15 protein-coding genes are annotated in these 12,211 nt (G+C 43.1%); 10 read left to right on the top strand and 5 right to left on the bottom strand.

What is annotated here, in order from left to right; translation table 11 throughout:
• Positions 1–8: 8 nt before the first annotated feature.
• Complete coding sequence (gene rlmF / locus NPE20_RS24640; RefSeq protein ID WP_256541372.1) at positions 9–920, top strand: 23S rRNA (adenine(1618)-N(6))-methyltransferase RlmF; 912 nt, start codon at positions 9–11, stop codon at positions 918–920.
• 233 nt (positions 921–1,153) lie between these two features.
• On the opposite strand, the gene NPE20_RS24645 is transcribed toward rlmF, so the two are convergent.
• On the bottom strand, positions 1,154–1,663 hold the full coding sequence (locus NPE20_RS24645) for a DinB family protein (protein WP_256541373.1): 510 nt from the start codon (positions 1,661–1,663) through the stop codon (positions 1,154–1,156).
• A gap of 134 nt (positions 1,664–1,797) precedes the next feature.
• Positions 1,798–2,364, bottom strand: coding sequence for a cupin domain-containing protein (locus tag NPE20_RS24650; RefSeq protein ID WP_256541374.1), 567 nt, complete (start codon positions 2,362–2,364; stop codon positions 1,798–1,800).
• A gap of 225 nt (positions 2,365–2,589) precedes the next feature.
• On the opposite strand from NPE20_RS24650, the gene NPE20_RS24655 reads away from it, so the two are divergent.
• Complete coding sequence (locus NPE20_RS24655) at positions 2,590–2,745, top strand: FeoB-associated Cys-rich membrane protein (protein WP_256541375.1); 156 nt, start codon at positions 2,590–2,592, stop codon at positions 2,743–2,745.
• 31 nt (positions 2,746–2,776) lie between these two features.
• Here the strand turns inward: NPE20_RS24655 and NPE20_RS24660 are convergent, their stop codons facing one another.
• On the bottom strand, positions 2,777–3,574 hold the full coding sequence (locus NPE20_RS24660) for an alpha/beta fold hydrolase (RefSeq protein WP_256541376.1): 798 nt from the start codon (positions 3,572–3,574) through the stop codon (positions 2,777–2,779).
• Between the two features lie 85 nt (positions 3,575–3,659).
• Complete coding sequence (locus tag NPE20_RS24665) at positions 3,660–4,640, bottom strand: GlxA family transcriptional regulator (RefSeq protein WP_256541377.1); 981 nt, start codon at positions 4,638–4,640, stop codon at positions 3,660–3,662.
• A 115-nt stretch (positions 4,641–4,755) separates the two neighbouring features.
• Between NPE20_RS24665 and NPE20_RS24670 the strand changes: the two genes are divergently transcribed.
• The 6 genes from NPE20_RS24670 (at position 4,756) to NPE20_RS24695 (ending at position 7,335) form a co-directional block, all read left to right on the top strand.
• Entirely contained in the window at positions 4,756–4,968 is a 213-nt protein-coding gene (locus tag NPE20_RS24670) for a hypothetical protein (protein ID WP_256541378.1), read from the top strand.
• A 29-nt stretch (positions 4,969–4,997) separates the two neighbouring features.
• Entirely contained in the window at positions 4,998–5,408 is a 411-nt protein-coding gene (locus tag NPE20_RS24675) for a VOC family protein (RefSeq protein ID WP_256541379.1), read from the top strand.
• Between the two features lie 19 nt (positions 5,409–5,427).
• Positions 5,428–5,808, top strand: a complete 381-nt coding sequence (locus NPE20_RS24680; RefSeq protein WP_256541380.1) for a DoxX family protein — start codon at positions 5,428–5,430, stop codon at positions 5,806–5,808.
• A gap of 2 nt (positions 5,809–5,810) precedes the next feature.
• On the top strand, positions 5,811–6,356 hold the full coding sequence (locus NPE20_RS24685) for an SRPBCC family protein (RefSeq protein WP_256541381.1): 546 nt from the start codon (positions 5,811–5,813) through the stop codon (positions 6,354–6,356).
• A gap of 30 nt (positions 6,357–6,386) precedes the next feature.
• Positions 6,387–6,770, top strand: a complete 384-nt coding sequence (locus NPE20_RS24690) for a DoxX family protein (protein WP_256541382.1) — start codon at positions 6,387–6,389, stop codon at positions 6,768–6,770.
• A 130-nt stretch (positions 6,771–6,900) separates the two neighbouring features.
• A complete protein-coding gene (locus NPE20_RS24695) occupies positions 6,901–7,335 on the top strand; it encodes a hypothetical protein (protein WP_256541383.1) in 435 nt (144 codons plus the stop codon).
• 84 nt (positions 7,336–7,419) lie between these two features.
• Here NPE20_RS24695 and NPE20_RS24700 read toward each other — a convergent pair whose 3' ends face one another.
• On the bottom strand, positions 7,420–9,321 hold the full coding sequence (locus tag NPE20_RS24700) for a beta-N-acetylhexosaminidase (protein ID WP_256541384.1): 1,902 nt from the start codon (positions 9,319–9,321) through the stop codon (positions 7,420–7,422).
• Positions 9,322–9,500: 179 nt separating this feature from the next.
• On the opposite strand from NPE20_RS24700, the gene NPE20_RS24705 reads away from it, so the two are divergent.
• Together NPE20_RS24705 and NPE20_RS24710 are read left to right on the top strand one after the other, a co-directional pair.
• Entirely contained in the window at positions 9,501–10,898 is a 1,398-nt protein-coding gene (locus NPE20_RS24705) for a Gfo/Idh/MocA family protein (protein WP_256541385.1), read from the top strand.
• 364 nt (positions 10,899–11,262) lie between these two features.
• Complete coding sequence (locus tag NPE20_RS24710) at positions 11,263–11,652, top strand: hypothetical protein (protein ID WP_256541386.1); 390 nt, start codon at positions 11,263–11,265, stop codon at positions 11,650–11,652.
• The last annotated feature ends 559 nt before the right edge of the window (positions 11,653–12,211 follow it).

The raw sequence follows: 12,211 nt of genomic DNA on the forward strand, positions 1-12,211 counted from the left end.
AAAATATTATGGCAGATCAATCAACATCCCAACCCGACGAAAAACTAAACCTGCACCCGCGTAACGCGCACCGTAACCGGTACGATTTTGCAGCGCTGGTAAAAGCCTTGCCCGGGCTGCGCGAATTTGTTTCGCAGAACGAACACGATGATCTGTCTATTGATTTTACCGACCCTGATGCGGTGAGAACGCTTAACCAGGCTTTGCTAAAACAGCATTATGGTGTGAATACCTGGGATATCCCAGAGGGCTTTTTGTGCCCACCTATCCCCGGCCGGGCTGATTATATCCATTACATTGCCGATGTACTGGCCGAAGGCAATAACGGCGTAGTGCCAACAGGTAAAACAATTAAAGTGCTTGATATTGGTGTTGGGGCAAACTGTATCTACCCACTTATAGGCCACAAAACATACGGCTGGGATTTTGTAGGAAGCGAGGCAGATTACATAGCCGCTGCTTCGGCGAAAAAGATAATTGAGGATAACGGATTAGGCGGTGCAATAGAGATTCGTAAGCAAACAACTTATGCAAACATTTTCGACGGTATTATAAAGCCAGGCGAAAAATTTGATATGACCATGTGCAACCCACCGTTTCACTCATCATCAAAAGAAGTTAAAGAAAAATCGAGCCGCAAGTGGAAAAACCTGGGGCAGGACAAAGGTACCGACCTAAACTTTGGCGGCCGTAATAACGAGCTTTGGTACGAAGGAGGTGAACCACGTTTCCTTAATAAAATGATAACCGAGAGTAAGCAGTTTGCAAGATCGTGCAAGTGGTTTTCTTCGTTGATATCAAAGAAAACCACATTAGATGGCTGCTATAAATCGCTTGATTATTACAAGGCGGCCGATGTAAAAACCATCACCATGTCGCAAGGGCAAAAAACCAGCAGGGTGTTGGTGTGGCGGTTTTAGCAAATAAACCATAGCCAGCCGGTCATTACAAGGTTGGGGGAAGTGTTCACGTTCACCACACGTGAACGCCGTGGACACTCGTAAATTCTTAATAATCAGACATCTGATTTTATTGGTGTCGCAAGTATGACACCAAATCAGCAACTGATACATTTTATCGGATGCTGATTTGGCTTATTCGGTATCCTGCAAGCACTTATACCGCTGTCATCTAACCCTTCCGCCGGGCGGAATTAAAACCTGTCCCAAAACGCGGGCGGCTCTATACCCAGTGCGCGCAGATAAACATAACCCTGGCCGCGGTGGTGGATCTCGTTATCAAAAAGATACTGTAGCGTATTTATAATAGTGTTTGGGTATTGGCCAAAAGCGGCTTCTGTTTCAGAAAAACGTTCGGCAGGTATTTGCGGCCATAATACATCTATTTGTTCGGTTACTTCATCCCATGCTTCTAATATTTCGGCTTTGGTGGTAAGGTGTATGCTGTCATTAAAATGATCGAGCGCAGGGGTGGTCTCCCATTTGCCGGTTACAACGCCGTTCATGCCGGCACTTGCCAGGCCAAGCATTTCGCCGGCAAGGTGGTTATAGGCGCGCATGCCGCCTATGGTAAATTCAAAAAGCTCTTTCTCGGGGAAGGCAGCCAGCACCCTGCGGCTTAACGCGCGATGCGCCTGCCAGTTTTTCAAAAAAGCATCAGATGTTATTACCGGGGTGTTAGTTGTTGCTGTTGTGTTTGTCATGGCTTATAGTTTTAAGTTTATGATACAAAGAAACTATAGGCAAATGACAGCAGTATGTCAGCAGGGATTAAATGTTTTAAAAAAGAAAATGATCTATGATTGGAGCATTCTCTTTAGTGATGCAACCGCTTTTATTATTGAAGCTTTAATGGTGGGCCTACAACTTGCATCTCGTTATCAGAAAATATCTTAGCTAACTCTTCTTGTGACGGCTCATGATCAAGGGCTGCTATTGTTACAAAAAAGCTCTCTAATTTGCCGGCTGGTTGCAAAGTCACAGTCATTTTTCCTTTTTCAGAAACCTGAGTCCATGCATGTGCTACTTTCATGGGTAAAAATATACTATCACCGGCTTTAAGATGGTAACTGTCATCTCCTACCTTAAACTGATATTCGCCTTCTAAAACATAAAAAACTTCATCTTGCGAGTGATGGATATGTAAGGGTGTCCCTTTACCTTGAGATAGGCTGGTTTGTTCAAATATGGCAAATTGTCCGTTAGTATCGCTACCAGATACTTTCACATCAAGAACATTTTGATTGACACCTTTTAGTTTAATATGGCCGTGTAGCCTGCCCTCGCCGGCCGCAGTCTTAAAGCCTTTCCCTGTCCTAACAATATTTTTGTAATTAAATGATTTTCCAACCAGCGGAACTACTGCGGTAGCTAACAATGCCCCAAGAAACTTATTTCTTTTCATAACCATGTATTTAGTGAACAATAGCTACTCAAAGCTAAATATAAATACTTAATAATGAGAGGATAAGTGCTGCTGGAGGTGAACAGTATTAATAGCTAAGGCACCTGTATGAGCCAGGGACATGTTCCTGCCAACCTAATGCTCCATATACTATACTTATTATAAAAGGCTTATAATTAGACAACAATGTTTGATTTTAGGCACATTACTTGTGAGTGTAACTGTATGCAAATCAATTATTTCACACTCGGTATAATAGCAGTAGTGCTATTGGCATTGGTGATATGGTTAGTATGGCGTAACCGTAAAGATGAAAAGGCTTTTGAAAAAGATGAGATAGATTCATCGATGGTGGACCCGGAAGACCCGGAGAAGGAGTAATGCCCGCCCCGGGGTTCGGTGTCTCGCCAAATTATAGCTCATCCGCCAAAAACTCATTCACCATCGCCACAAACAGGTCTGGTATTTTACTCTCTGGTTTGGGCAAAAAAGCTTCGCCTATATAGCTGCCATGCGTGCCGGGCAATATAGCTAAACGGCCATGCGGTAAGGTGCGGCTCATTTTGGCAGCATGCTCTGGTGTTGGCAAGTCCTGGTCGCCTATCACAACAAGCGAGGGTGCCTGTATCTTTTGCAGATCTTCGTCCGTCCAACCTTTAAATGTGTACATCCGCTGCACATCCTTATTAAACATATTCATCAGGCCTTCCTGTGTACCTATCTTTAAATATTCATCTTTATAAATCTGCGGCATGTGGCTAAAATCGGGCTTTTCAAATCCCTTCCAAAAAGCTTCCGGGGCGGCATCACGTTGATAAAAGGCCGAGGCTATTATCAATTTGCGCACTTTATCCGCGTGCCTAATGCCCAGTTCCAAACAGGTTTGACCACCATTACTAAAGCCCAATATATCAGCCTTAGGTATGTTTAATTGCTTTAATAGTTCCGCTACATCATCAGCATCCTGTGCAAAAGTTTCCGGTGCATCGCGGTCACCGGTATGGCCGTGGGCTTGCAGCTCAACTGCTATAACCTGGTGGGTTTTTGCCAGCACAGGCATTATTCGGCTAAAATTTGTTTTTATGGTAGAACCTCCGCCATGTATCAAAACCAGCGGACTGCCTGTTCCGTGGATCTCATAGTACATTTTTATGCCGTTAACATGGGCATATTTGCCCGCAGTTTGGGCTTCTGTTGCATTAGTAGTCATAATCAGTATTAAATTAAAAACCAGTAGTTTAATGTTTCGCATAATTTATTGTATTTGTCCCTCTGCTTGGCGAGGAAAATAGGTGCTAAGCCGCTACATCCTTACTGTACTTATTCCTGTATTCGGCCGGCGACAGGCCGGTTATCTTTTTAAATATCATCCGGAAAGCTTTAGTATCGGTGTAGCCAACGTTGTACATTACCTCGTTCACGTTTTCGCGGATGGTTTCCAGGCTCATTTTCGCGGCTTCGATACGTACGCGCTGCATATATTCTACCACGGTGTTTGATGTGGCCTTTTTAAAGCGGCGTTCTAAGTGCCGGCGGCTTAGGGCAAGCATCGATGCGAGGTGATCTACCGTAATTTTTTCCTGGTAGTTGTGCTCAATAAAGTCCTGCGCTTTTTTAATTACATCGTCATCATGGTCCTTTTGCCCGTGGAAGATGATGAACAGCGATTGGCTGTTGCGTTCAATATCTATCTCAAATATTTTTGATGAGTTGATAGCCATATCTCTGCCGGCAAATTTCTCAACCAGGTATAAAAGTAAATTGAGAGATGAGTAGGCACCCCCGCTGGTATATATGCCGCCCTCGTCTGTAATTATCTTATAGGGCATTAAGTTTATATCGGGGAACATCTTTCTAAATTCATCGGCCATTAGCCAATGTGTAGTGCAGCTACGGCCTTTTAACAGCCCTGTAGAGGCCAGTATAAAGGCGCCTATGCAAAGCGATACCACTTCAGCGCCCGTTTTATACTGTTTTATTATCCAGGGGATAAAATCGCTGTTATCGCTTAGTACCTTATTTATATCGCCATGCACCGCGGGGATAATAATGAGGTCGGTTTTAGTAATCTCATCAAAGGTAAACTCGGGCTTAATGGTGAATAGGCCGTTAGTTAACGCGGTTTCTTTATTTAAACCAACCAATTGTATCTTAAACAGCGGCGCTTTCTTCATTCTGTCAAGCGTTTGGTTTACCATCGAGAACATCTTATAGGTGGCCTCTATGTTGCTCAGGCTGGTTTCGCCCTGCGGGATAAGTATTGATATGTGTTTCATAGTTTCAAAGTTAGATGGTATCATCGTCGCAATCAACCCCTTAGATTGTCGTAATTACACCCCTTTAAATATACTAAAGACACGCACCTTTGTATTGTATCAAATAATTAATTTTATGATGATCGAGGTTTTTAAAACAAATGTGCAGGAGATGGATAGGTCAAGGATACTTATTCAAAAGCTATTAGAACAATTCCCGGCCAGTAAAATAAACTTCGACCTGGAAGATTGCGACAAGATACTACGGGTAGAAGGCAAGGACTTTTGTGCCAACCGCATAATAGAATTGCTTAAATTGAACGGACACTACTGCGAAGTGCTTACATAACCATTTATAAACCATAAAAGATAGAAATCATGTTAAAAATTAATGCTTACATCAACTTTAAAGATAACAAATGCGCTGAAGCAATGACTTTTTACCACGGCTTATTAGGCGGAGAGCTTAGCCTGATGCCGGTAAAAGATTCGCCTATGAAGGATATGTTCCCTGCCGAAGCGCAGCAGGGTATACTGCACGCCGACCTTACCGGGAGCGATTTTTCATTATTGGCAACCGATATGCCCGATGCAACTATAGATGCGCAGATAGGTGCGGTATCGCTAACCTTAACTTGTGCGAATAAAGCCGAGGTGCAGCAAAAATTTGATAAGCTGGCAGAAGGTGGCAAGGTGGTGCATCCTATTATGACCTTTTTTGCCGGTACCATGGGCAACGTGATTGATAAATTTGGTATACGCTGGGGTATATTTACCGAGGAGAAATAAACATAAACCTAACCTTATCATGAAACCAAAAACAATAAAAATCATTTACTGGGTACTCACCGTCATCTTTGTTTTGTTTATGGCGATGGATGGCGGAGCTGGTATTGCCCGCGAAAAAACCGGCCAGGAAGTTATGAGGCACCTGGGGTACCCCATTTACATAATGGTAATAACAGGCGTATTTAAAGTGTTAGGGGCTATAGCAATAGCCCAAAATAGTTTAAAAACTATTAAAGAGTGGGCGTTTGCAGGCTTCTTTATCACCTTTGTTGGCGCATCTGCATCAAGGGCTTTTGTTGGCGATGGTATTGGTTTACTGATGTTTCCATTGGTAATTCTTGTTGTAATGTTTATCTTGTACTACTTCTGGAAACGATACGATACCATTAAAACCGCATAATTATGAATGATACAGTAACAACCATCCTGGGGATTTTTGCAGGTATAATTGTAGTAGTGCTTGTATTAGCTTTAATTGCACCAAAAGCCTATAATGTTAATCGCAGCATTATTATTAAAGCACCCCGCCAGCAAGTATTCGATTATATTAAATACCTGCGCAATATGGATCACTACAGTAAATGGGTAATGACCGACCCCAATAAACGCATAACCTATACCGGTACAGACGGAACAGAAGGCTTTAATGCCGCCTGGGACAGCGATATGAAGCAAGCGGGGAAAGGCCACCAAACGATAGAAAAAATTGTAGACGGCGAAAGGATAGACATCCGTGTGGTGTTTATAAAACCGTTTACCGGCGTAGCCGATACTTACATAGCCACACAAACAATTAGTGAGGATGCTACCAGTGTGAAATGGAATTTTGATAGTAAAATGGCTTTCCCAATGAATGCTATGCTGCTATTTATGAATATGGATAAAATGCTGGGTAAGGATATGGAGATAAGCCTGAATAATTTAAAACAGATACTGGAAAAACAATAAACTAAACACACAAACCTAAAACTAAATATTATGAAAATTGCAATGATCATTGTTCGTACACTGATGGGGCTTATGTTCCTGTTCGCATCGGTTGTAGTGCTTTTTAAAATTGATATGGGTAAAATGCCCGAAATGAGCGAGGCCAACAAAACTTTTATGGCGGGTATAATGGCATCCGGCTATTTACTAACCTTTATAAAAGTAACAGAATTGATATGCTCTATATTATTTTTAACAGGGCGCTTCGTAACTCTAGCTACAGTTGTTATATTTCCAATTGTCATAAATATTTTATTAACACACATATTTGTAGCCCCTGAAGGGATCCCGACAGCAGTAGCCTTGCTAATTGGTAACCTGTTCCTGGCGTATTACTACCGTAAAAATTATGAAACACTTTTCGCGGTGAAATAAGCGTAAATTTTACCACAGAGGACACAAAGATTTTCACAGAGGGCACGGAGATTATTTCTCCGTGCCCTCTGTGTTTAAAGACATACAAATCCTCGGCCCTCTCTATGGTTAAAAATCAATAAATTAGCACATGCAAAAACTGGCTTTCTTTATCCTGTTCTTATCGATAATTAGTATTGGCGATAAAAAACCTACGCACCATACCAATGATATTCCTGCTATGTTTAAAGGCAATTTTGTGGATGATTACGGCATCCGTTATACCATAAATGATACTTTGTTTATACAGCAGCCCCGCACTAAATACCATATCATAAAATGGAATGTTAAAGACCAGTATATAGTTGCCCGCAACGATGATCAAAACCCCGGTGAGGGCGGCTTGTATACCCGGATAGATTATATGCAGTTCAGCAATATGGAGCCCTGGAAATGGGGTTTTTGCCTGAGTATTTACGACGCAAAAACGGATATTATCGCCCAAAATACGGCCAAAACCGACCGTCAAAATCCAAAGAAAGGCTGTAATGGTTTCCCTTTTTCAAGGATGAAGAGGAAAGACTAAGACTCTTAATATTTTCCAAATAAAAAGAAAGCCGCACCAAACTGGTGCGGTTTTCTTGCAAGCTGTAAACTAATATCTGCAAACTTATTTTAATCTACTTTTTAACTCGGCAATCGGCATGGTAATCATACGGCCAACCGGTTTCTTGCCACGATAAGTAATAACCCTCAACTGCGTAGCATCTATTGGGATATTAAGCACTCCAATATATTTTGGATAGAAATTGTCGGGGTACGAATTATCGAAGCTGTAGTAAATATCTAACCCTGGCACCTCAGTAGTAAGGGTGACATTTAAAGTGCTATCGGCATTACGGCCCGGTTTAAAATCAGGATCATAGGCACTTGGCGCATATTTGGTCTCGGCCAGGTTAAAACGGTCGAAATGTTTCTCCACCTTGGTAAAGAATGTGTTGAAATTCTTTTTAGCAGGCGGCGACCATACACTCTCTGCCAATGCAAAACCGCGTGGCCAGGTCATGTACTCTGCCTGGCGAATGTTGTACACCTGTTCGGTCCACAGGTTTGCTTGCCCGCCTTTAATCAATTTAGCATCAACACCAGCCGGTACCGGGTCAAACTCGTAGGTTTTGCTTAAGCGTAACGATGCATATACACGTGGCTCCATTATACGGTCGCTTTGCATATAATCAAGGTAAACAAAGGTGGTTGGGCTCATTACTACTTCGTGGCCAAGTTTGGCCGCTTCAATACCACCTTTAACCCCGCGCCAGCTCATCAGGGCAGCGTTGGGGCCAATGCCACCTTCCAATATTTCATCCCAACCCATAAATTTTTTGCCTTTTGATTCAACTATCTTTTCAAGTCGTTTTTCAAAATAGCTTTGCACCTCTTCCTGTGTTTTCAGGTTTTCTTTGGCCATTAAAGCTTTAACGGCATCGCTTTGCTCCCAAAAGTTTTTGGCACATTCATCGCCGCCCATGTGGATATACGGGAAAGGGAATAGCTCTGCTATCTCGCCAACCACCTTGTCTAAAAAGGTATAGGTGAATTCTCCGGCTGGGTTTAAGGTGTTATCTACCAGGGCCGGGTGCCCGGGTTTCGACCAGTCCATTATCCTCTCGCCGGAGCGTACCGAGTATTTATCTGCACCGGCGGTGGCCGATAACTCGGGATATGCTACAACAGCGGCAAGGCTGTGGCCGGGCACATCAACTTCGGGCATAATGTTTACAAACCTGTCCTTAGCGTATTTGATCACTTCACGGATATCGTCTTGTGTATAATAACCACCGTAAGTGCGGGGCTCATCAGGTTTTGGCGGGATAAAGTTTCCAAACTCACCTTCACGTTTTACATTATAAGCGCCCACCGTAGTTAGCTTAGGGTAGCTTTTTATCTCTACACGCCAGCCTTCATCATCTGTTAAATGCCAGTGGAAAAGATTAAGCTTATATTTTGCCATGTTATCAATATAGCTCATTACCTCTTTTTTGGTGAAGAAATGGCGCGATACATCAAACATTAATCCTCTCCATTCAAAACGCGGGTAATCGGTTATATCAACAATGGGTACAGCCCAGGTTACATTCTTAGCAATTTCTTTACCTTCAATTTGATTGGGCAGTAATTGCAGTAAGGTTTGTACACCATAATATAAACCGGCTTCGGCATTGGCCCTTATTGTAATGCTTTTTGCTTTAACAGACAGGTAGTAGCCTTCTTTGCCAATTACATTATCGGGTGTTTTATTAAGCACCAGTTTAATTGTAGCATTAGGCGCCGCCTCTCTTACACGAATAATTTTGCCTGTAGCGGTCGAAAACTTATTTTTAATAAGATTAAGCACCGGTGTCATCGCATCCTGCGAAACCGATTGTACAACCAAAACCTTTGGCAGCACAAATCTGCCGGTGTGTTGGGTGATTTTTACAGGCTCGGGGATAATGGCAATTGTTGAGTTTGCCTGGCCAAAAGCGAGCGTTCCTATAAGGCAGGAGCATACCAGTAAGCATAATTTTTTCATGTACTATAATTGATGGTTTATAACTGAGGTATCAACATGCAATTTATAACTTTTTAAATAATATTAAAAAGTTTGCGAAACATATTTTCATTATGGTTTTTTTATTAAATTGCCTTTCGTAAACCGTAACTGCGCCTGCAGTTAATTAACCAATTATTAAAGCTTAACTAATTAGAATCATGTCAACCGACCGTAGGAAATTTTTGAAGCATTTGGGTACCTCAGTTTTACTGACATCGGCCTCGCTTACCAGCTTAGCAGCTAAAGAAGAAAACGAAGTAAGGATATTACGTGAGCAGAAACGCGTAAGCCCGAACGATAAAATACGGATAGCCACCATTGGCATGGGGATTATGGGGTTTAATGATACCAAGGCCGCATTAAGTGTCCCTGGTGTAGAGCTGGTTGGTGTTTGCGACCTGTACAAAGGCCGCCTTGATCGTTCTAAAGAGGTTTATGGCAAAGATTTGTATACTACTAACGATTATCGCAATTTATTGGAGCGTAAAGATATTGACGCGGTTATTATAGCCACCAGCGATAACTGGCACAGCCAGATAGCTATTGATGCCATGCACAAAGGCAAAGCAGTGTATAGCGAAAAACCAATGGTACACCTGATAAGCCAGGGTCTTGCCGAAATACAGGCGCAAAAAGACACCAAAATGGTTTTCCAGGTGGGCAGCCAAAGGGTGAGCAGTATAGCTTACCGCAAGGCTAAAGAAATGTACGAGGCCGGCGCTATAGGTAAGATAAACTCTATCGAAGCATCGTTTAATCGCCAGAGCGCTTTGGGTGCCTGGCAATACACTATCCCTACTGATGGCAATATACAGAATGTGGATTGGGCAAGGTTTCAGTCGAACGCCAAAGTTAAACATGACTTTGACCAGAACCGGTTTTTTAGGTGGAGAAATTACCGCGAGTACGGCACGGGTGTAGCGGGCGACTTATTTGTGCACCTGCTAAGCGGGATTCATTTTATTACCGGTTCAAAGGGGCCGGAGCGCATTTATGCCATAGGCGATCTTACTTACTGGAAAGATGGCCGTAATGTGCCCGATGTAATGAGCGCTGTAATACATTACGGCGATACAAAAGAACATCCTGCTTTCCAGGTTACCCTGCGGGTTAATTTTATAAGCGGGGAGGGCGATCATGGTACAACTAAAATAGTAGGATCGGAAGGGGTAATAGACCTTGGTGGCGAAGGAGAGAGCTTTACTATCCGTAAAAATAAAATGTCGGTAGCGCCGGGCATAGGCGGTTGGGATTCGTTATTTACCTATACAGAAGCCGAGCAAAAGGCTTTGATGGACGATTACAACAAACGTTTTTCACCAACCGATCAGGAAACGCCACATATTCCGGATATTACCTATCGCGCGCCCGACGATTACAACGCCTCAAACGATCACTTTGCCAACTTCATGGAATCGGTACGCACCGGTAAACCTGTTGTGGAAGATGCCGTATTTGGGTTTAGGGCCGCTGCGCCATGCCTGGCATGTAACGATAGCTATTTCCAAAATAAGGTTATTCACTGGGATGCAGAGCATATGAAGATAGTGGGGTAGGAGAGTCAAGAGGCAAGAATCAAGAGACAAGACCAATATTTATTTCCTAAAAAAACCGCTGTTTTTAGCGGCTTTTTGTTCCAAATAGCATGCCAGTCTGAGCCTGTCGAAGACTTATACGCCGGGCTAATGGTTCGACAGGCTCACCATGACAATATGGACTACTTTGTCGCCGCAGAGTCTCACATTGTGGATCCTGCGATGCCTTGCATATGGCATATGGCTCAGGGTCTCTTTCAGAAGACCCTGCGAGGACAAACGCCCATTTTTCATCTGTGCTGAGTTATAAATATAATTTTTAATATTGTTGTTAAATACCTTTATATGGGCAAGTGGATGATTAGTTTAAAAATTCAACAAGAAATTGAATCTTCTGCAAAACAGTCTGCCAGAAATCACAGACCAAATAGAATCCGTATTGAATGAATGGGACTATAGCGTAGTGAATAAGACCGGGTATAAATTTACTTTTACACGAAATCCCGGCTATATGCCAAGGCATGAAGTGGCATTATATACCCATTATGGAGAAATAGAAATTGTAGAAAGTGAGAAAAGCGGAATTTTGGAGATGAAATATACCGTTGATTACATTCCTCCTGTGATTTTTGCATTATGGATAGTTTTTATCGGTGCAACCACAGATACAAGGGCCTATTGGGTTGTGGCTGTTGTTGTAATTTACTTTTTTTATACGTTATATAAAGTACGTAAAAATTGTAGGCAGATGTTAGTGCAGATTGCAGATATTTGATACCCTCGCAGGCACACGGTGCCATGTGTGTGCCTGGCCACCCTGTCATTTCGAACGAACAGGGACTGGAATGTGAAGTGAGGTGAGGTAAAATGACAGGGTGGGGAACTATGGCGCAGGGTCTCTTTCAGAAGATCCTGCGAGGGCATAAGCCGATTGTGTCAGTCTGAGCCTGTCGAAGACTTATACGCCGGGCTAATGGTTCGACAGGCTCACCATGACAGTATTAACCTCCTCGCTGGCTCACGCGTGCCACGTGTGTTCCTAACCACCATGTCATTTCGAACGAACAGGGGCTGGGATTGTGAAATGGGGTGAGGAGAAATGACAGGGTGGGGAGTTATGGCGCAGGGCCTCTTTCAGAAGCTCCTGCGGTGAGATAAGCCGATGGTGTCAGTCTGAGCCTGTCGAAGACTTGTACGCCGGGCTAATGGTTCGACAGGCTCACCATGACAATGTTGACCACTGCTTCATTAGTTTACTCACCCCGACTACGCTACGCTGGCGCACGCGTGCCGCGTGTGTTACTAACCACCATGTCATTTCGAACGAGCCCGGG

Origin of the sequence: Mucilaginibacter aquariorum (assembly GCF_024498135.1) — a bacterium.
Lineage (GTDB): Bacteria > Bacteroidota > Bacteroidia > Sphingobacteriales > Sphingobacteriaceae > Mucilaginibacter > Mucilaginibacter aquariorum.